A 20,512-nucleotide genomic window follows, 5' to 3' on the forward strand; every position below is an offset into this window, starting at 1 on the left:
CCCGGTCCCCGGTCCCCGGTCCCCGGTCCCCGGTCCCCGGTCCCCGGTCCCCGGTCCCCGGTCCCCGGTCCCCGGTCCCCGGTCCCCGGTCCCCGGTCCCCGGACCCCGGACCCCGGTCCCCGGACCCGGTTCGTCGGCTGCGGGCCGTGGGTGGCTGGTCGCGCAGTTCCCCGCGCCCCTAACCCCCTGTCGGGCTCGCACCGTGGGTGGCTGGTCGCGCAGTTCCCCGCGCCCCTGTAGGTGGCCCGGGACCCGTAGGTCGCGGCTGTCGGGGCGGAGTCCTGAGGGGGCCGGGCCGTCGGCCCCGGGTCGGTGGGCCTTCCGTGCCGGGACCAAAGCCCGTTTGTGTCCGGGTGATGCCCGAATTGATTTACATGGGCCCAGTCCGCCCGTACGCTGGCCGTGTAACCACCGGTTCGGGTAGGGAAACGGACGTAACCAGACATGTATGCACCGGAGCGCCAGCAGGAGATGCTGCGGATCGCGCGGGAGAGCGGACGCGTCGACGTGCTCTCGCTCGCCGAGACGTTCCAGGTCACCGCCGAGACCGTGCGGCGCGACCTGAAGGCCCTCGACCGGGCCGGCCTGGTCCGCCGGGTGCACGGCGGGGCCATTCCGGCCGGGCGGCTCGACTTCGAGCCCGACCTCGCCGAGCGGGAGTCCACCGCCGCCGACCAGAAGGACCGCATCGTCCACGCCGCGCTCGCCGAACTGCCCGCCGAGGGCAGCGTCATCCTCGACGCCGGATCGACCATCGCGCGCCTGGCCGCCGAGCTCCCCCTGGAGAGCGGGCTCACCCTGGTCACGCACGCCCTGCCCGTCGCCGCCCGGCTGGCCGACCACCCCTCCATCGACCTGCACCTCGTCGGCGGCCGGGTCCGCCACCGCACCCGGGCCGCGGTCGACGCCTGGGCGCTGCGCGCCTACGGCGAGATCCGCGCCGACGTCGTCTTCCTCGGCACCAACGGCTTCTCCGCCGCCCACGGCCTCACCACCCCCGACCTCGCCGAGGCGGCCGTCAAGCGGGCCGCGATCGGCGCCGCCCGGCGCGTGGTGCTGCTCGCCGACTCCGCCAAGCACGGCCAGGAGCACTTCGCCCGCTTCGCCGGCATGGCCGACGTGGACCTCCTCATCACCGACAGCGGGCTCGCGCCCGACGACATCGCCGCCATCGAGGCCGCCGGCACGGACGTGATCACCGTATGAACATCCTCACCGTCACCCCCAACCCCAGCCTCGACCGCACCTACGAGGTTCCCGGCCTCCAGCGCGGTGAGGTGCTGCGGGCCACCGGCGAACGGGTGGACCCCGGCGGCAAGGGCGTCAACGTCTCACGCGCCGTCGCCGCGGCCGGGCACCGCACGGTCGCCGTCATGCCGCTCGGCGGCGCCCCCGGCGCCCTGGTCGCCGAACTGCTCGGCGCCGAGGGCATCGAGGTCGCGCCCGTACCCGTCGCCGGGCACACCCGCTCCAACATCTCCGTCGCCGAACCCGACGGAACCCTCACGAAGATCAACGCGCCGGGTCCCGAACTGAGCGCCGCCGAGAGCGAGTTGCTGCTCGACGCCGTGCGCGAGCACTCCGGCCGGGCCGACTGGATCGCCTGCTGCGGCAGCCTTCCTCGCGGCCTCGCCCCCCAGTGGTACGCCGAGCTGGTGGCGCGCGCCCACGCTGCCGGGGCCAAGGTCGCCCTCGACACCTCCGGACCGTCCCTCATCGCCGCACTGCGCGAACGCCCCGACGTGGTCAAGCCCAACGCCGAGGAGCTCGCCCAGGCCGTCGGCCGCCCCCTCGCCACCGTCGGCGACGCGGTCAAGGCGGCCGAAGAAGTACGGGAGTTGGGGGCCGGCGCCGTCCTCGCCAGCCTCGGCGCCGACGGCCAGCTCCTGGTCACCGCCGCCGGCACCTACTTCGCCTCCGCGCCCGTGGCGACCGTGCGCAGCAACGTGGGAGCCGGTGACGCCTCGCTCGCCGGATTCCTCGCGGCCGGCGGCGAAGGGCCCGGCGCGCTCGCCGCCGCCGTCGCCCACGGCGCCGCCGCCGTCCAACTGCCCGGCAGCGTGATGCCCGCCCCCGGCGACCTCGACCCGGCCTCCGTGACCGTCACCGACGCCGTACCGCTGGACCGCCCCCTGACGGAACCGGCGCCATGACCCCCGCCCCGCCGGACCGCGCCCTGACGGCACCGGCGCGAACCGGAGCCATGCCCCCCGCCCGCCCTCACCGCCCGCAAAGGAGCCCGCGATGAGCCAGATGATCAGCGCGGAACTGGTCGACCTCGAACTCGACCGGGCCGCCGACTCCAAGGCAGCCGCCGCCCGTTCGCTCGCCGAGCGGATGGTCGCGCTCGGCCGCGTCACCGACCTCGACGGCTTCCTCGCCGACGTGGCGGCCCGCGAGGCACAGATGCCCACCGGCCTCGACGGCGGCATCGGCATCCCGCACTGCCGCAGCGCCCATGTCACCGAGCCGACGCTGGCCTTCGGGCGCAGCGCGGCCGGGATCGACTTCGGGGCGCCGGACGGCCCGGCGGACCTGATCTTCCTCATCGCGGCCCCGGCGGGCGCGGACGACGCCCACCTCTCCATCCTGTCCGGCCTGGCCCGCCAGCTGATGGACGCCGACTTCACCGCGGCACTGCGCGCGGCGACGACGGCCGGCGAGGCCGCGGCCCTGATCGGGGGCGAGGAGGAGCAGCTCGCCCCGGACGCGCCGCCGCAGGCCGCACCGGAACCCACGTCCGACCCCGAACCGCAGGGACCCGCGGAAGCGACGCCCGCGCCCGCGGACCGGCCCTTCCGGATCGTGGCCGTCACCTCCTGCCCGACCGGCATCGCCCACACCTACATGGCGGCCGAGTCCCTGGAGCGGGCCGGGCGCGCCGAGGGCGTCGAGGTCAGCGTCGAGACGCAGGGCTCGTCCGGGTTCACCCGACTCGACCCGGACGTCATCGCCGCGGCCGACGGCGTGATCTTCGCGCACGACGTGCCGGTCCGGGACAAGGAGCGCTTCGCCGGGAAGGCCACGGTGGACGTCGGTGTGAAGGCCGGTGTCAACCGGCCCGCCGAGCTGATCGCCGAGGTCCGCGAGAAGGCGGCCCGCGGCGAGATCACCGAGGCGGGCGCCAAGCCGTCTCCCGTGGAGGCGGCCGGCGAGCCCGGCGAGGGATATGGCACCAAGCTGCGCAAGTGGCTGATGTCCGGCGTCAGTTACATGGTTCCGTTCGTCGCCGCCGGCGGACTGCTCATCGCGCTGGGCTTCGCCCTCGGCGGCTACAAGGTGAGTGACGCCCCCTCCGTCATGGACCACTTCCTGTGGACGGACACGAGCAGCTGGGGCGCGCTGCTGTTCCAGGTCGGCGGCGTCGCCTTCAAGTTCCTCGTCCCGGTCCTGGCCGGTTACATCGCGTACGGAATGGCCGATCGGCCCGGTCTGGTGCCGGGCTTCGTCGGCGGCGCGATCGCCCTCGACATCAAGGCCGGCTTCCTCGGCGGCCTCGCCGCCGGTCTGATCGCGGGCGCCGTGGTGATGGCGATCCAGAAGGTCAAGATCCCCGCCTCGCTGCGCGGCATCATGCCGGTGGTGGTGATCCCGCTGATCTCCTCGGCGGTGGTCGGCTTCCTGATGTTCCTCGTCATAGGCGAGCCGATCTCCAAACTCCAGTCCGCGCTGACCAGTTGGCTCAACGGGCTCAACGGCGCCAACGTGATCGTCCTCGGCGTGATCCTCGGCCTGATGATGTGCTTCGACCTGGGCGGACCGCTCAACAAGGTGGCCTACACCTTCGCCATCGGCGGGCTCGCCGACGGCACCGCGGGCAGCTTCAAGGTGATGGCGGCCGTGATGGCCGCGGGCATGATCCCGCCGCTGTCGATGGCCCTGGCCACGACCGTGCGGGGCCGGCTGTTCACCCGTACCGAGCGCGAGAACGGCAAGGCGGCCTGGGTGCTGGGGGCGTCGTTCGTCACCGAGGGCGCGATTCCGTTCGCCGCGGCCGACCCGCTGCGGGTCATCCCCTCCGCGATGGCGGGCGGCGCGGTCACCGGCGCCCTGTCGATGGCCTTCGGCTGCACCCTGCGGGCCCCGCACGGCGGCATCTTCGTGGTCCCGCTGATCGGCAACGCCCTGCTCTACCTGGTCGCCATCGCGGCCGGCACGGTGGTCAGCGCGGCCCTGGTCGTCCTGCTCAAGGGCCTGCGCAAGCAGCGGCCGGAGCCGGAGGACGCGGCGGTCGGCCACGCCGAGAAGCGGGAGGTGGCGGTGGTCGCCTGAGACGCGCCTTCCGCCCTGCCCCTCCGCCCATGACGCCCGGCCCCCGAGGGCCGGGCGTCTTCGGCCGTCATGACGTGACATGTACCACTTGAGGACCAAAGTCCCTTCAGGCCCTGCCGCAAGTCCCGGACGGTGTTGTCTACTGGGGCGCGTGGCTCAGAACATCACGATCATTCAGCAGATAGGCCTTTCCGTCCTCGCTGCGGCGAGTGTCGCCTGGGTCGTGGGTCTTGTCCGCATACTGCGCCGCGAGCGCGCCGACCGGGCCGAGTGGCACGCGCTGCGCGGCCTGCGCGCGGTGGGCCGCCAGGCCGGGCCGCCCGCCCGGGAAGCGGTGGCCCTCACCGAGGCCGAGCGGGACGCCTTCGCGGGCCTGATCCGCCAGCTCGACCCGCGCAGTTCCTGAACCGTCCCGTGCCCGCTTCCCCCGCCCTGCGCCCAGACCTCGCGCGGGGCGCAGCGCAAGCGGAGCTCGGCAGGCCGGGGCTCAACTCACCCGTGCGCGGCGCTTCATGGCGGCTCGGGCCGCCTGCTCGGTGGCGTACACCTCGCACATGTGACGGCCGTCCGGCGTCGCCGTGTGCTCGACCTCCCACAGGCTCAGCTCACCGCCGTCGAGCAGCCGGAACGCGTGCTCGTACAGCGTGAACGCGGCGTCGCGGCCGCCCGTGCGGCAGTGCCGGCCGAAGGCCTGGGTGATGCGGTGCCCGTGCGCCGACCGCAGCCGCAGTGCGACGCGCTCGTCGGGCCGGTCCGGGTTCTCGGCGCGGCGCAGCAGCCGGCGCGCGTGGTCCGCCGAGTCGGCGTGGGCGTACGGGGCGTACGGTGCGCGGCCGGAGGGCGGCGCGGCGCGGTCCCGGCCGATGGCGGCGTCGGGGCCGAACGGCCCGGCCTCCCAGCCGCCGGCTAAGCCCTCGACGTCCTGGTGGGGCTCGTAGGGGCCCCCGATGCCGAGTCCGATGCCGTTCAGCTCGGTGACCAGGGCCTCCAGTTCGTCGTCGGCGCCGGGCGCCGGGAGCGCTTTGCGGCACAGCCGGGCGGCGGCCAGGCGGGCCTCGTCCTCGTTCGCGTACACCTCGTGCGTGTACGCGCGGCCGTCGTGGTGGGTCAGCTCCCACAGGGTGACGGTGGTGCCGTCCAGGAGCAGATAGCAGTGCCGCCACGTCTCGCGGCTCAGCCGGCGGCCGCCCGCCTCCGCCGCCGAGGTGTGCAGCGAGGAGTGGAGCGAGGTGGTGTGGGCCATCGCCAGGCCGAGGCGCTCGACGAGTTCGTCGGGCAGATCGAAGGAGTTCAGGGCCCGCCCCAGAAGTGCGGCCAGCTGATCCTGGGCCGATTCCTCGTGGGGGCCGCGCTCGCCGTCGAGCGGGTGGGGCACATGGAGCACCAAGGCTTCTCCTGGCCGTCGCTGTTGGTCACGTAGAAGGTGCTCAACGTAGCCCTTGAGGGCGTTTCGCGCAGCGGGCATGGCCGAAACTTTTCCGGCCGGCAGCCCACACATGGGTTACCGGCCGGTGAAGTACCTTCAAAGGAAAGGGAGTTGGTCAGGAGGTGCTGTCCGCCGTCCACTGCGCCCACGACAGGTTCCAGCCGTTGAGGCCGTTGTCCGGGGCGATCGTCTTGTCTGGCGAGCCCTTCACGACGACGACATCACCGATCATGCTGTTGTCGAACATCCACTTGGCCGAGGTGTCACCCGCGGCGCCCTTCACGTCCCGCATGCCGACGCAGCCGTGGCTGGTGCCCTCGTTGCCGAACACCGAGGGGTCGCCCCAGTAGTTGCCGTGGATGAAGGTGCCGGAGGTGGACAGGCGCATCGCGTGCGGCACGTCCTTGATGTCGTACTCGCCGCCGAAGCCCACGCTGTCGCCGTTCATGCGGGTCTGCGTGAACTTCTCCGAGATCACCATCTGCCCGTTGTACGTGGGGTGTTCGGCGCTGCCGGTGGAGACCGGGATCGTCTTGACGGTCTTGCCGTCCCGCTGGACGGTCATCTCCTGCGTCTTCACGTCGACGGTGGAGACCTGGTTGCGGCCGATGGTGAAGGTGACGTCCTTCTTCTGCACGCCGTAGACGCCCTTGGCGCCTTCGACCTTGTCCAGGTCGATCTTCATCGTCACCTTGGACCCGGCCTTCCAGTACTGCTCGGGGCGGAAGTCGAGGCGCTGCGAGTTGAACCAGTGTCCGACGACCTGCTGCCCGCTGCTGCTGGTGACCGTGATGTGGGAGAGGACGTCCTTCTTGTTCGTGATCGCCTTGTTGAAGTTGAAGGACACCGGCATGCCGACGCCGACCGTGGAGCCGTCGTCGGGGGTGTAGGTGCCGATGAAGCTGTCCTTGGCGGAGACGGTGGTGAACTGCGAGTTCTCCGTCGCGGCCCGGCCCTTGTCGTCCTTGCCGTTCGCGGTGATCCTGTACTGGGTGCCGCGCTCGACCTTGCCGGTCGGCTTCCAGGACAGGCCGTCGGCGGCGAGCGTGCCGGGCACGGCCTTGCCGCCCTGCGCCTCGGTCATCGTCACGTCGGAGAGCTTGCCGCCGTCGGCCTTCACGGTGACGTCGTTGATGGAGGCGTTGGTGGAGCCGTCCTTGGCCGAGATGGTGATCTTCAGCGTGGAGGCGTCCTTGGCGGCCGAGGCGTCGGCGCCCTTGCCGCTCTTGCCGTCGTCGTTGGCCTTGGCGTCCCCGCCGCAGGCGGTCAGCGCGAGCGCGCCGACCAGCAGGCCGGCCGCGCCCGCGATGAGGCGGACACGACGCCGGGCGAGCGGACGCGCGGTGCGCGGGGTGCTGAACTGCTGAGGCTGCGCTGCGTTGTCCGACGCCGGCGGTGTCACGGGCTGCTCCATGTCTGCGTTATGTACTGCGAATTGAATCCAGTACGGGCATAGAGAACCCAAATGGGCCAACTGGTTGCGAGATTCAATTGTGACGGCGGTCACAATGGAGGGTTTCAGGGGCTCAACTCCCGTACAGATCCCCATAAGAGGGGAATGTCCCCCCGGGTCCGTCGATGCCTTCTGCGGCCCGCACGCCCCTCACGATCGCCCGCGCGACGACATCCGCTCCGGCGGCCAGGACGGCGTTCAGCTCCAGGGCGCCGAGCGGGGCGGGCGCGGGCGTGCCGTCCGGCGCGTGCGACCCGGTGGCCAGGGCGAACACGGTGTCGCCGTCGTGCATCAGATGGACCGGCCGCAGGGCGCGGGCCAGGCCGTCGTGCGAAGTCCCCGCGAGCTTCTGCGCCTGCGGCCGGCTGAGCGGGGCGTCGGTGGCCACGACGGCGAGGGTGGTGTTGAGCGGAGGGATCCCCATCCGCTCGCGGGACCGGGCGATCTGCTCCTGGGCCGCCAAGTGCAGTTCTGTTGACGGGAGTTGGGGGCGGCCCTCTCCGTACTCCCCGTACAGCACCCCGGTGTGCGGGTCGATCGCGGAGCCGAGGGCGTTGACGACGGCCAGCGCCGCGACCGTCGCCCCCGAGGCGAGCCGGACGCTCGCCGTGCCGACCCCGCCCTTGACGCCGCCGACCACCGCGCCCGTCCCGGCCCCCGCGTTGCCTTCGGCGACCTCGGGCCCGGCGGCCCCGGCCGCCTCCGCCGCGGCCCGCCCGACGTGCGCGTCGGGCCTGGCCCCCCAATCACCGCCCCGCCCCAGGTCGAACAAGCAGGCCGCGGGCACGACGGGCACCACCTGGTGCGGCTCGGGCCCCACGCGCACCCCGCGCCCCTGCTCCGCCAGCCAGGCCATCACGCCGCCCGCCGCGTCGAGCCCGAACGCGCTGCCGCCGGTGAGGACCACGGCGTCGATCCGCTCCACGACGTTCCGCGGATCGAGCGCGTCGGTCTCCCGGGTGCCGGGCCCGCCCCCGCGCACCTCGACGGCGGCGACGGCCCCGCCCGGCGGCGCGAGCACGACCGTCGTACCGCTCAGGGCGCCCGGCCCGGCGACGGCGGCGTGGCCTACGCGAAAGCCGGGCACGTCGGTGAGGGAGTTGTTCGTGGGTGCGGGATTCGTCATGGTGGCCATCCCTACCATGCCGCCCCGTCCGGCCCTGGGTGCTGAACCCCCTTGGCTGCGAACGGTGTTGCGGGTGGGAGCCGGGCTACGCCCTGAGCCCGGTCACGAAGGCCGCCCAGGCGGCGGGGGTGGTGGTCATGGTGGGGCCGCCCTGGGGGCCGTGCTTGCTGTCGCGTATGGGGACCATGCCGGTCGCCGCGGCGTAAGTGGGCGCCCATTCCAGGCAGTTGCCCCCTTCGGGGCCGCTGTGGCTGGACCTGACCCACTCGGTGGGGATGTGGTTGTTCACGTCAGCTTCTCCATCTGCGCCTGGATGAGTTGCATGCTCTGCCGTCTGGTGAGCGCTTCACCCGTGATCTCGTCGTAGGCGTGCTCAGCCCTTCGGACATGTTCGGGATCGTCGATGATTCCCGCCGTACGGTAAGCCTCGACACAGACCACGGTCACATGGTTTGGGGTCGTCAGAAAGCTGGCCGAGCCTTCCAGCAGCAGATGGGCCTCGGCGTCCAGGGGCAGCACGCGCACGCTGGTCGTGGGCCGGGCGGCCTGGGTCAGTAGGGCCGCGAACTGGGCCCTCATGACCTCCCGAGAGGCCAGCTGTCGTCGGAGTACTGATTCGCACAGCACCACACGCAGCACCGGCGGCGCGGTTCCGTTCAGTACGTCTTGCCGCGCCATCCGCAGGTGGACGGACTTGGCGATCTCGGTGTCGCTCGCCCTGGGGTCGCCCTTGCGCAGGATGGCGTGGGCGTACCCGGCTGTCTGCAACAGTCCTGGAACGACCGTCTGAGACCACTCCCGCACCTCGACGGCGGTCCGCTCGATCGCCATGCGGCGCTGATAGAGGACGGGGAAGGTGGAGGCGATTACCTCCTCGTACAGGCGCTTGAACCGACCGTCGGTCCCGAACAGCCGGTCAAGGGCGGCCGGAAGCTCGTCAGGAATCCGCCCCGTGCCTGATTCCACTCGACTGATCGTGCTCTTGGAAGTGCGGGTGAGCCGGCCGACCTCCGTCTGTGTGAGCGCGCTGTCCGAGTGCAGCTCCCGAGCGCTCTTCAGTTCCTCGGCGAACCGACGACGTGCGTCGTGGCCGTCCGCTTCCCGCTCGGCGGTCATCTTGTCCCCGTTCCCACAATGGTGGGCGTGGTCGGCGATGTCCGCCCATTGCAGGTCGGCTGAACGGGCATATGCCGCCGTGCCCAAATCCCTGGTCGGGCTCCGAAATGCTTCCGATGGTAGCGGCACCAGTGAACTCTTGCGTGCGGCAAGGGAGTTGATTCATCGGGGAAGGTGAGCGACATGAAGCAGGGACGGTACGCGGTCGACAGGGACACGGGCCGCGTCGGGGAAATCGTCGGGCGGTACGCCGGGTCCGTGTATCTGCGGCCCCCCGGCGGCGGCAGGGAGTGGGCCGTGGCCCCGCACCGGCTTCGGCCGCCCACCGAACTCGAACGTCGGCGGGCCGAGATCTACGGCACCCCGGTCGGGGGTGAGCGCTGATGTGGGCCGTGCAGCCCTCGGCGAGTCTGGACGCGTGGCTGTACGAGGCCGACCCCGTGGCGGGGTGCGACGGCTGCGCGCGGGCCATACGGCGACTCGCCGAGGCGGAGAAGGCGGGCGATCAGACGGGGCGGTACGAGGCGTCCCGCGATGTGCGGGCGCATCCTCGCCACCCGGGGGAGCCGTGAGGGGTGGGCTCGGCGGGCCGCGCGGGTGTGTGCGGTGGGCCGACGCGGCGTGCCGCCGTCACGTGGTGGCCGGGGTCTCCGGGTTGCGGCGGTTCAGGGTCCAGCCGACCGCGACCGTCACGGCGGCCACCGCCCCGGCCAGCGGGACCGCCGTGTGGCCCGCGAAGGTGCAGGCCAGGATGGCCAACGCCGAGACGGGCAACACCAGTTGCTGGGACGTGCCGCGTTTGAAGTGGCGGGAGTGCAGGAGCCATACCGTCAGGAGGAACAGGGCTGCCGGGACCGTCACGGCGGCCGCGCCCGCGTTCGCCGAGATGGGGGCCTTGCCGACGGTCTGCTCGATCGCGACCTCCATGCCCGCGCCGATCGCCGCCGCCGACGCGAGGACCACGAAGTGGCCGTAACCCCAGGCGAACGCCTGCCGGTTGGAGGTGAGGTGGTCGTGGATGGGGACCGCGAAGTAGATCCACCAGGCCGCGAACACGATGAGCAACCCGCCTGCGGCCAGCGGCAGGAGATCGCCGAGCTCGTCGTGTTCGTCCAGCGCCTCCTGTACGGCGATGGTGGCCGCCGACACCGTCTCGCCGAGCACGATCAGGGTGAACAGGCCGTACCGCTCGGCGATGTGGTGCGGATGCCAGCTGGTGGAGTGGTCGCGCTCGGCGAACAGCGGCACGCTCAGCTCGGCGAGGGCGAGCAGCGGGAACAGCCAGGTACGGGACGAGTCCGGCACGAACAGCATCACGACCCAGCCCACCTGGCACACCACGAGCCCGGCCGCGTACCGCAGGCACACCCGGCGTTCGGCCGGGTCCCCGCAGCTGTACGCGGCCCGCAGCCACTGGCTCGTCAGCGCGAGCCGCATCACGATGTAGCCGATGACGCCGATCGTGAAGTCGCCGTCGTCGAACGCGCGCGGCACGCCCGCCGCGAGGATCAGGACGCCGGTGATCTGGATCAGGGTCACCACCCGGTACAGGGCGTCGTCGGTGTCGTAGGCGGAGGCGAACCAGGAGAAGTTCATCCACGCCCACCAGATCGCGAAGAACACGGCGGCGTAACCGGCCAGGCCCGTGCCCACGTGGCCTTCGGCCAGGGCGTGGACCAGGCGGGCGCCGGCCTGTGCGACGGCGACGACGAAACACAGGTCGAAGAACAGTTCCAGCGGGGTCGAGGCGCGGTGGTCCTCGTGGCGGCTGCGTGCGGTCATGCGGGGCATGCGCACAGCACACCAGACGGGCCGGTGCGCTAGGCGGCCAACACTTCCGGGCGTACGGATTCGTACCGGTTCAGCACAAGGCGCGCGAGCAGCGGGTGGTCGGCGATCGGCGCCGATGCGGCGTGCACGCCGGGGGTCGTGTCGCGGATCGCGTCGAGCGCGTGGGTGAAGCGGCCCGGGGCCAGGAGGTGGGTGGCGATCGTGATCCGCCGGAACCCGGCGCGGTGGAGCTGTTCGACGCGGTCACGGACGCCGGGGTGCGCGGCGGAGCAGTACGCGTCGAGTACGGGGATGTCGGGGTGGGCGGCGCTCAACTCCCTTGCCACGGCCCGGGTTCCGTCGTTGCCGTGCGGGCGGGTCGAGCCCGCGCCGGCGACGACGACCGCGTCGCCGGGCCCGCCGGCCGCGAGGAGCCGGTCGTGCACGGCTCGGGCCACGTCGGGCTCGCCCGCGAGTCCGGCGGTGACGGTGCAGTGGAAGCGGCGGGCGACGGCGGGCACGTCCACGCGGCGGTGGTAGCCCTCGCCGAGGAGGAGCGGCACGACTACGGCGCCGGGGTTCCGCGCGAGGACATCGGCGAGGCTGGGGCGCTGCACGTCCAGGTGCGCGATGAGGGCGGGGCGGCCCAGGGCCTGGGCGAGCCGGCCGATGGTGGCGCCCGCGCCGGGGGCGGAGCTGCCGTGTACGGCGATCACGAGCATCGCGGGCCTCCCGGGGGGTGGGTGGTGGGTGCCGGGGTGGTGTCGTGGCACCCCGGCGTCTTCACGCTAGCGCGGGGTCGCGTGCGGCGGGCCCGGCCAAGGTCCCCTGGTGGGAGGCCTTTGTGCTCGTCCGGGGCAACCTCCTGGGGTTTTTGCCCACCCGCCCGCCGTGGCCCGGGGTTGGTTGGTTCCGGCCCCTGGGGCTCCGCCCCAGACCCCGTTCGCGCCTTGAGGGCGCTCGTCCTCAATCTCCCCCAAGGCCTTGAGGGCCAGGGGGGACCCCCATGACGGGCTGTAGGTGCCCCAGCACCGGTCTTGCCGGGGGCGCGGGGAACGGCGCGAGAAGCGGGCACGGCCTGCGGATGAAGGCGGGTTTGAGGGGCGCGGGGAACTGCGCGAGCGGCCACGTGCGGCGCGAAGCCGAGAAGGGGGTTGGGGGCGCGAGTGGCCACGTGCGGCGCGAGGGCGAGAAGGGGGTGGGGGTTTCCCGGGGCGGGGAAGCCGCGCAGAGTGGGGGGATGACCACACCCGTGCAGCAGCTCCGCGACCTCGCCCGCACCCGCGCCTCCCTCGGGGGCGAGGACGTCACCTACTGGTGGTCCGGGGACGTGTACTCCTGGGCGCCCGACGAGCCTTATACGCGGCTCTTCGGGTTCGAGGGGGTCAACGTCGCCCGCCTCGTCCAGGACGAAGAGGGAGGCCCGGACGCGTATCAACTGCTCACCCGCGAGGCCGCGTTCTACCTCGACCCGGTCAGCAGGGACATCCTGGAGAACTGGCAGGACCTGCCCGTCGTGCACATCTGGAACGACCCGGCCAACCAGCGCTGGCGTCCCTTCCCCGTGCCGACCACCGAGCTCGGCGGGCAGGTCTGCTTCAGCCTGGAGATCCCGCTCGCCTACCCGTCGCCGCTGCCCGTCGCGCAGTACCCCCTGCACTCGGCCGGCGACACCTACAAGGCCCTGGAGCTCTTCCAGTTCTTCGCCGACCGCGCCGACCTCGCGGGCGACGCCGACAGCGTTCCGGCCACCATGTCCTGGACCCGGATGTCCCCGTGGCTGCCCTGGATGGCGCGCGGCCAGCGGCCCGGCGGCCTCACCTACCACTGCCGGGGCCGCAAGCTCGGCTCGTACGGTGAGGTGCCCGAGCGCACCCGCGCGTACATCGCCGAGCACCACCCCGAGTACGCGCACGCCCCGGAGAAGTGGAGCGAGCCCAACGAGACCAGCTGGACCTACTTCCGCAAGCTCAACCCACCCGCCTAGAAGAACCGCCTGGAAGCCCCGCCCGGAAGCCCCGCCTGGGAGCCCCGTCGAGAAGACCTGCCTGCAAGACCCGCCCGGAGGAAGCGCGGTGCGGGTCCAACTACCCGCCCCGGGGGGCCACAAGGCCCTGGTGACGAGGGCTTTTTCGGGGGCTCGGGCGGGCGCGGGCGGTCTAGCGTCGAAGGGGTAGACCGCCCAGTCCCCGTCGTGTGGACCTCCAGCACCGTCGACGGGGCAGGGCCCGAGCCCCCGGAGCGAAGCCATGTCGCAGCCCGCGCAGAACCTCGTGCTGATCGGCCACGGCATGGTCGGCCACCGCCTCCTGGAAGCCCTCGCCGAGCGCGGGGCCCTGGCCCGGCCCGGCGCCCCCGGCTGGCATGTCACCGTCCTCGCCGAGGAGGACGTCCCCGCCTACGACCGCGTCCATCTGTCGTCCGCCTTCACCGGTGCGACGGGTGAGCAACTAGCGCTGTGCGACGGCGAGTTCATGGACCGGCACGGCATCGACCTGCGGCTCGGCGACCCCGCCGAGGCCATCGACCCGGCGGCCCGCACGGTCACCACCACCTCCGGCACCGTCGTCCGCTACGACGCGCTCGTCCTGGCCACCGGCTCCTACCCCTTCGTGCCGCCCATCCCCGGAGCCGACGCCACCGGCTGCTTCACCTACCGCACCCTCTACGACGTCGAACAGCTCACCCGGTACGCCCGCGAAGGCGCCCGCACCGGTGTCGTCATCGGTGGCGGACTGCTCGGCCTGGAGGCCGCCGGTGCGCTGCGCACGCTCGGCCTGAGCACGCACGTCGTGGAGTTCGCGCCCCGCCTCATGCCGCTCCAGGTCGACGACGGCGGCGCCGCCGCCCTGCGCACCACCATCGAGTCCATGGGCGTCGCCGTGCACACCGGCGTCGGCGCCCACGAGGTCGAGCTCGACGACGCCGGCCGGGTGCGCGAGCTGCGCCTGAGCGACGGCCGCCGCATCGGCGCCGACGTCGTGGTCTTCTCCGCCGGGGTGCGCCCCCGCGACCGCCTCGCCCGTGAGTGCGGGCTCGCCGTCGGTGACCGGGGCGGCGTGGCCGTCGACGCGCACTGCCGCACCACCGACCCGTACATCTACGCCGTCGGCGAGTGCGCCCAGACCGTCGACGGCCGTGTCTACGGCCTGGTCGCGCCCGGCTACCAGATGGCCGAGACCGTCGCCGAGCGCCTCGCGGGCGGCGCGGACCTCACCTTCACCGGCGCCGACACCTCCACCAAGCTCAAGCTGATGGGCGCCGACGTCGCGTCCTTCGGCGACCCCTTCGCCACCTCCGGGAGCGGCGCCGTCGAGGTGCTCTTCTCCGACGGGCGCGAGGGCGTCTACAAGAAGCTGCTGCTCGGCCCCGACGGGCGCCTCCTCGGCGGCATCCTGGTCGGCGACGCGGCGGCCTACGGCTCGCTCCAGCCGCACACCGGCCGCCAACTCCCGGGGCCCGCGGAGGCGTTCATCGCCCCGGCCGGCGCAGAGGTGCCCGGCGCCGACGCGCTGCCCGACGACGCCGTCGTCTGCTCCTGCCACAACGTCACCAAGGGCCGGGTGCGTGACGCCGTCGCCGAGCACGGGCTCACCGACATCGGCGGCATCAAGCGCTGCACCAAGGCCGGGACCGGCTGCGGCGGCTGCCTCGGCTCGCTCCAGGCCGTCCTCGACGCCGAACTCGCCGCCGCCGGCGTCATGAAGGCGCGCGGCCTGTGCGAACACTTCGAGCTGTCCCGCTCCGAGATCTACGCCGTCGTGAAGGGCGAACGCATCCGGACCTTCGGTGAGTTGATGGAGCGTCACGGAAAGGGCGGGGAAGGCTGCGCCGTCTGCAAGCCCGTCGTCGGCAACGTCCTCGGCACCCTCGCCCCCGAACTCGGCATCGGTCACGTCCTCGACGGCGAGCAGGCCACCCTCCAGGACTCCAACGACCTCTTCCTCGCCAACCTCCAGAAGGACGGCACCTACTCCGTCATCCCGCGCGTCCCCGGCGGCGAGGTCACCCCCGAACAGGTCATCGCGCTCGGCGAGGTCGCCCGCGACTACGGCCTCTACACCAAGATCACCGGCGCCCAGCGGATCGGCCTCTTCGGCGCCCGCGCCGACCAGCTCCCCGACATCTGGCGCCGCCTCGGCACGGCCGGCTTCGAGTCCGGGCAGGCATACGGAAAGTCGCTGCGGGCCGTCAAGTCCTGCGTGGGCGCCCGGTTCTGCCGCTTCGGCCAGGGCGACTCCATCCAGCTCGCCATCGACCTGGAGAACCGCTACCGGGGCCTGCGCACCCCGCACAAGTTCAAGGGCGGCGTCTCCGGCTGCCTGCGCGAATGCGCCGAGGCACGCGGCAAGGACATCGGCGTCATCGCCACCGCCGGGGGCTGGAACCTGTACGTCTGCGGCAACGGCGGCGCCCAGCCCCGCCACGCCGACCTGCTCGCCTCCGACCTGTCCACCGCCGAGCTCCTCAGGACGATCGACCGGTTCCTCATGTACTACGTGCGCACCGCCGAACGCCTGGAACGCACCGCCGCCTGGATCGAGCGCATCGACGGCGGTCTCGACCACCTCAAGGACGTCCTGCTCGCCGACTCCCTCGGCATCTGCGCCGAGCTCGAAGCCCAGATGGACCGCCATGTCGCCGCCTACCGCGACGAGTGGGCCGCCGTCCTCGCCGACCCCGCCGCCCTCGACCGCTTCGGCCACGTCGACTTCGGCGCCCACGAGGACCTCGAACCCGGCCGGGGACGACCCGCCAGGCTCCCCGACGGCGGCGAGGCCGCCCTGTTCAAGTCCCCTACGGGGCAGGTGTACGCGGTGTCCAACCGCGACCCGTTCTCCGGTGCCGACGTCATCGCGGGCGGCATCATGGGCAGCCGCGACGGCGTTCCCGTCGTCGCCTCACCCATGCACAAGCAGGAATTCGACCTGCGCACCGGCCAGTGCCTCGACGACCCGGACGTCCGCCTCCCCGTCGTCGACCTCTCCGAGGTCGCCGCGACCCGCTTCTAACGACGCCGCCGTCCCCTCGGTTCGCGGCCCCGGCCCGCCGTCCCCGCGACCCGGTTCCAGCGTCGAGCCGCCCGGTGGTTCCGGGCCCCGGCCCCGGCCCGTCGTCCCGTCGTGGACCGGCGGGCCCTACGGCGGCCGACCCGGGGACCTAGGGCCGCCCGCACTCATGGCATTCGGCTCTCACCCCGGCGGCGCGCGAGGCGCAGTCTGGATATGTCAGGACTCGTCTCAACCCCCTGGGAAGCACCATGAGTTCCGCGCTCCAGCCATCCACCCGGCACGACGCCGGCCCCGACACCACAGGCTCGTACGACCCGGCGGACTATCGTCCCGGACGCACCATCACCGCATGGGAGCCGGAGAACGAGGTCTTCTGGCGCTCGGTCGGGCGGAAGGTGGCCACCCGGAACCTGTGGATCGCCGTCCCCGCCCTGCTCGTCGCCTTCGTGGTCTGGCAGGTCTGGTCCGTCACCGCGACCAACCTCAAGGACGTCGGCTTCACCTTCTCCACCTCCCAGCTGTTCTGGCTCACCGCCATACCGGGCCTGACCGGCGGCACCGCCCGCATCCTCTACACCTTCCTCGGCCCGATGATCGGCCAGCGCCGCTTCACCGCGCTGTCGACGGTGGTGCTGATCGTGCCGCTGATCTGGCTCGGTATCGCCATCCAGAACACCTCGACCCCGTACGGCGTCATGGTGGTCATCGCCGCGCTCTGCGGCATCGGCGGCGCCAACTTCGCCTCCTCGCTCGCCAACATCGGCTTCTTCTTCCCGAAGAAGGAGAAGGGCAACGCCACCGGCATCAACGGCGGTCTGGGCAACCTCGGCGTCTCCGTCGTCCAGCTGCTCACCCCGATCGTCATCACCTTCTCGACCATCGCGATCGGCTCCGCCCAGCACAAGAAGGACGGCACCCCGGTCTACCTCCAGAACGCCGCGTTCCTGTGGGTCCCGGTCCTGATCGTCCTCGCCCTGATCGCCTGGTTCGGCCAGAACGACCTGAAGGTCGCCTCCACCCCGTTCAGCCGCCAGAAGGTCATCTTCCAGCGCAAGCACAACTGGCTGATGACCTGGCTGTACGTCGGTACCTTCGGCTCCTTCATCGGCTTCGCCGCCGCCCTGCCGCTGCTGATCAAGACGACGTTCCCGGCCTACTCCGTCGCCACCTACGCCTGGATGGGCCCGGCGCTCGGCGCACTGGCCCGCTGGGCCGGCGGCTGGATCGCGGACAAGCTCGGCGGCGCGAAGGTCACCATCATCTCCTTCGTCGGCATGGCGCTCGCGATCATCGGCGTCATCAACTTCCTTCCGGCGGGCGGCGATTCGGGCAACTTCTACGGCTTCTTCGCCTGCTTCCTCGCCGCGTTCTTCTTCTCCGGCGTGGGCAACGGCTCGACCTTCCGGCAGATCCCGGTGATCTTCCGCAACCAGCACCTCAAGGGCCTGACCGAGGGCACCCCCGAGTACGCCAAGGCGCTCAAGCAGTCCGAGATGGAGGCGGGCGCGGTCACCGGCTTCACCTCCGCGATCGCCGCGTACGGCTTCTTCTTCATCCCGGCGATGTTCGCCAACTTCGCGGTGACCAGCGCCATGTGGGGCTTCGTGGCCTTCTACGTCAGCTGCATCGTGGTCGCCTGGTGGTTCTACGCCCGCAAGGGCGCGGAGGCGCCGAGCTAGGCGGAACGCCCTGGAGGAGGTCCTGGAGAAGGAGGCCCGCACGTTCTGTGCGGGCCTCCTTCGTTTTTCCTCCGAGGCCGGTCGGCAATTCTTGTGAATGCGTTCACAAGCGAACTAGGGGCCAAAGTCCCGACGGGAAGTGCAGGTCATGAGCATCGTCAAGGAATTCGGCGGCGGAAGAAGGGGCCTTTCGGCCCGGATCTGGTGACCTATGCCGCCGCAATTGATCGATCAAAAGGAGTGGAATGGAAGCAGTCGAAGAGCGGTCGGAGAGATACCGCTCAACGACGCGAAGTGCGACACGAAGTACCACGTCAACGGCGATTCGGAAGGGTGCCCGCCATGACCGCGACCCCCGCAGAGGCAACGAAGAACGGCGCAGCCTGGGACGGCTTCAAGGGCGGACTGTGGCGCGACGCCATCGACGTCCGCGACTTCGTCCAGCAGAACTACACCCCCTACGAGGGCGACGCCGACTTCCTCGCCGGCCCCACCGAACGCACCACCGCCGTCTGGAACAAGCTCCTGTCGATGTTCCCCCAGGAGATCGAGCAGGGCATCTACGACGTGGACGTGAAGACCCCGTCCCGCATCGACGCCTTCAAGCCCGGCTACATCGACGGCACCCCCGCCGACCACAACGACCTCATCGTCGGCCTCCAGACCGACGGCGCCCTCAAGCGCGCCATCATGCCCAACGGCGGCTGGCGCATGGTCGAAGGCGCCCTCAACGCCTACGGCTACGAGGCCGACCCCGAGATCCGCGACGTCTACACCCACCTGCGCAAGACCCACAACGAGGGCGTCTTCGACGCCTACACCCCCGAGATCCGCGCCTGCCGCTCCTCCGGCATCATCACCGGCCTGCCCGACGCCTACGGGCGCGGCCGCATCATCGGCGACTACCGCCGCGTCGCCCTCTACGGCGTCGACCGCCTCATCGCCGCCAAGGAGGCCGACAAGGCCCGCCTCGGCGAAGCCTGGGCCACCGAGCACGTCATCCGCGACCGCGAGGAAATCTCCGAGCAGATCAAGGCGCTCGGCGAACTCAAGGCCATGGCCCTGTCCTACGGCTACGACATCTCCGGCCCCGCCACCACCGGCCGCGAAGCCGTCCAGTGGCTGTACTTCGCCTACCTCGCCGCCGTGAAGGAGCAGAACGGCGCGGCCATGTCGATCGGCCGCATCGACAACTTCCTCGACATCTACCTCCAGCGCGACATCGAGGCCGGCCTCATCACCGAGGAGCAGGCCCAGGAGTTCATCGACGACTTCGTCATCAAGCTCCGCATCGTCCGCTTCCTGCGCACCCCCGAATACAACGAGCTGTACTCCGGCGACCCCACCTGGGTCACCTGGTCCATGGCCGGCATCGGCGAGGACGGCCGCCCCCTCGTCTCCCGTACCACCTTCCGCGCCCTCCAGACCCTCTACAACCTCGGCCCCGCCCCCGAGCCCAACCTCACCGTCTTCTGGGACCGCGAACTCCCGGCCGGATTCAAGGACTTCGCCTCGAAGGTCGCCATCGACACCTCGGCCATCCAGTTCGAGTCCGACGCACTGATGCGGCCCAAGTACGGCGACGACACCGCCATCGCCTGCTGTGTGTCGGCCATGGCCGTCGGCAAGCAGATGCAGTTCTTCGGCGCCCGCGTCAACGTCGCCAAGGCCCTCCTCTACGCGATCAACGGCGGCCGCGACGAGAAGAGCGGCAAGCTGGTCGTCGAGGGCTTCACCCCCATCGAGGGCGAGTACCTCGACTACGGGACCGTCGCCGCCCACTACGACGCGATGCTGGACTGGCTGGCCAAGACGTACGTCCACGCGCTCAACGTCATCCACTACATGCACGACAAGTACGCCTACGAGCGCATCGAGATGGCTCTGCACGACCAGCAGATCCTGCGCACCATGGCCTGCGGCATCGCCGGGCTCTCGGTCGCCGCCGACTCGCTGTCCGCCATCAAGCACGCCAAGGTCAAGGTCGTCCGCGACGAGACCGGCCTCGCCGTCGACTACGAGATCGAGGGCGACTACCCGGCCTACGGCAACAACGACGACCGCGCCGACGAGATCGCCACCAAGATCGTGCACGACTTCATGGAGAAGGTGCGCAAGCACCCCACCTACCGCGACGCCGTCCACACCCAGTCCGTGCTGACCATCACGTCCAACGTCGTCTACGGCAAGAAGACCGGCAACACCCCCGACGGCCGCCGCGCCGGCACCCCGTTCGCGCCCGGCGCCAACCCCATGAACGGCCGCGACCAGCACGGCTACATCGCCTCCGCGCTGTCCGTCGCCAAGCTGCCCTACGACGACGCCGAGGACGGCATCTCGCTCACCAACACGATCACTCCCGACGCCCTCGGCCGCACCCCGCGCGAGCGCATCGACAACCTGTCCGGCGTCCTCGACGGCTTCATGGCCAGCAACGGCTTCCACATGAACGTCAACGTCCTCGACAAGGCCACCCTGGAAGACGCCATGCAGCACCCGGAGAACTACCCCCAGCTCACCATCCGGGTCTCCGGCTACGCGGTCAACTTCGTCCGCCTCACCCGCGAACAGCAGCTGGACGTCATCAACCGGACGTTCCACGGGGGGCTTTGAGAGGTGGGGGGCGGGGGGGGCTCCCCCTCCCCCCCGCCCCCCTC

Annotated in this window: 17 protein-coding genes; 10 read left to right on the forward strand and 7 right to left on the reverse strand. The window is 71.5% G+C overall.

Features of this window, described 5'->3' with window-relative positions:
* Positions 1–445 precede the first annotated feature (445 nt).
* From ACFYNP_RS27725 to ACFYNP_RS27740, 4 genes are all read left to right on the forward strand, one after another.
* A complete protein-coding gene (locus ACFYNP_RS27725) occupies positions 446–1,207 on the forward strand; it encodes a DeoR/GlpR family DNA-binding transcription regulator (protein ID WP_388419930.1) in 762 nt (253 codons plus the stop codon).
* Entirely contained in the window at positions 1,204–2,154 is a 951-nt protein-coding gene (gene pfkB, locus ACFYNP_RS27730) for a 1-phosphofructokinase (protein ID WP_388419929.1), read from the forward strand. The genes ACFYNP_RS27725 and pfkB overlap by 4 nt, the downstream gene beginning before the upstream one ends.
* Positions 2,155–2,245: 91 nt before the next feature.
* Positions 2,246–4,273: a fructose-specific PTS transporter subunit EIIC gene (locus ACFYNP_RS27735; protein ID WP_388789107.1), complete on the forward strand. Its 2,028-nt coding sequence runs from the start codon at positions 2,246–2,248 to the stop codon at positions 4,271–4,273.
* A gap of 151 nt (positions 4,274–4,424) precedes the next feature.
* Positions 4,425–4,679 (forward strand): hypothetical protein, encoded by a 255-nt coding sequence (locus tag ACFYNP_RS27740; RefSeq protein ID WP_100574054.1) that lies wholly within the window; start codon positions 4,425–4,427, stop codon positions 4,677–4,679.
* Between the two features lie 81 nt (positions 4,680–4,760).
* On the opposite strand, the gene ACFYNP_RS27745 is transcribed toward ACFYNP_RS27740, so the two are convergent.
* From ACFYNP_RS27745 to ACFYNP_RS27765, 5 genes are all read right to left on the reverse strand, one after another.
* A complete protein-coding gene (locus tag ACFYNP_RS27745) occupies positions 4,761–5,591 on the reverse strand; it encodes a DUF6227 family protein (protein WP_388789308.1) in 831 nt (276 codons plus the stop codon).
* Positions 5,592–5,814: 223 nt separating this feature from the next.
* Complete coding sequence (locus ACFYNP_RS27750) at positions 5,815–7,113, reverse strand: Ig-like domain-containing protein (protein WP_388419923.1); 1,299 nt, start codon at positions 7,111–7,113, stop codon at positions 5,815–5,817.
* Positions 7,114–7,225: 112 nt separating this feature from the next.
* The gene (locus ACFYNP_RS27755; RefSeq protein ID WP_388789110.1) at positions 7,226–8,278 is read right to left on the reverse strand and encodes a P1 family peptidase; all 1,053 of its coding nucleotides are present in this window, start codon (positions 8,276–8,278) and stop codon (positions 7,226–7,228) included.
* An 85-nt stretch (positions 8,279–8,363) separates the two neighbouring features.
* Positions 8,364–8,567, reverse strand: a complete 204-nt coding sequence (locus tag ACFYNP_RS27760; RefSeq protein WP_388419919.1) for a DUF397 domain-containing protein — start codon at positions 8,565–8,567, stop codon at positions 8,364–8,366.
* A complete protein-coding gene (locus ACFYNP_RS27765) occupies positions 8,564–9,394 on the reverse strand; it encodes a helix-turn-helix domain-containing protein (RefSeq protein WP_388789112.1) in 831 nt (276 codons plus the stop codon). The genes ACFYNP_RS27760 and ACFYNP_RS27765 overlap by 4 nt, the downstream gene beginning before the upstream one ends.
* Positions 9,395–9,577: 183 nt before the next feature.
* Between ACFYNP_RS27765 and ACFYNP_RS27770 the strand changes: the two genes are divergently transcribed.
* Positions 9,578–9,778, forward strand: a complete 201-nt coding sequence (locus tag ACFYNP_RS27770; protein WP_388419915.1) for a hypothetical protein — start codon at positions 9,578–9,580, stop codon at positions 9,776–9,778.
* Positions 9,778–9,966 carry a hypothetical protein gene (locus tag ACFYNP_RS27775; protein ID WP_388789115.1) on the forward strand — a complete coding sequence of 63 codons (189 nt, stop codon included), beginning with the start codon at positions 9,778–9,780 and terminating at the stop codon, positions 9,964–9,966. Before ACFYNP_RS27770 ends, ACFYNP_RS27775 begins: the two co-directional genes overlap by 1 nt.
* A gap of 58 nt (positions 9,967–10,024) precedes the next feature.
* On the opposite strand, the gene ACFYNP_RS27780 is transcribed toward ACFYNP_RS27775, so the two are convergent.
* Positions 10,025–11,185 carry a low temperature requirement protein A gene (locus ACFYNP_RS27780; RefSeq protein ID WP_388789118.1) on the reverse strand — a complete coding sequence of 387 codons (1,161 nt, stop codon included), beginning with the start codon at positions 11,183–11,185 and terminating at the stop codon, positions 10,025–10,027.
* A 29-nt stretch (positions 11,186–11,214) separates the two neighbouring features.
* On the reverse strand, positions 11,215–11,886 hold the full coding sequence (locus ACFYNP_RS27785; RefSeq protein ID WP_388789120.1) for a sirohydrochlorin chelatase: 672 nt from the start codon (positions 11,884–11,886) through the stop codon (positions 11,215–11,217).
* Between the two features lie 518 nt (positions 11,887–12,404).
* On the opposite strand from ACFYNP_RS27785, the gene ACFYNP_RS27790 reads away from it, so the two are divergent.
* The 4 genes from ACFYNP_RS27790 to pflB all read left to right on the forward strand — a co-directional run bounded on the left by ACFYNP_RS27790 (position 12,405) and on the right by pflB (position 20,468).
* Entirely contained in the window at positions 12,405–13,151 is a 747-nt protein-coding gene (locus ACFYNP_RS27790) for a DUF1838 family protein (RefSeq protein WP_388789123.1), read from the forward strand.
* 262 nt (positions 13,152–13,413) lie between these two features.
* Positions 13,414–16,176, forward strand: coding sequence for a nitrite reductase large subunit NirB (nirB, locus tag ACFYNP_RS27795; protein ID WP_388789126.1), 2,763 nt, complete (start codon positions 13,414–13,416; stop codon positions 16,174–16,176).
* Positions 16,177–16,424: 248 nt separating this feature from the next.
* Positions 16,425–17,855: an MFS transporter gene (locus ACFYNP_RS27800; protein WP_388419903.1), complete on the forward strand. Its 1,431-nt coding sequence runs from the start codon at positions 16,425–16,427 to the stop codon at positions 17,853–17,855.
* A gap of 342 nt (positions 17,856–18,197) precedes the next feature.
* On the forward strand, positions 18,198–20,468 hold the full coding sequence (pflB, locus tag ACFYNP_RS27805; protein WP_388789129.1) for a formate C-acetyltransferase: 2,271 nt from the start codon (positions 18,198–18,200) through the stop codon (positions 20,466–20,468).
* The last annotated feature ends 44 nt before the right edge of the window (positions 20,469–20,512 follow it).

It is taken from the genome of Streptomyces sp. NPDC006691, from assembly GCF_042869955.1.
GTDB lineage: Bacteria > Actinomycetota > Actinomycetes > Streptomycetales > Streptomycetaceae > Streptomyces.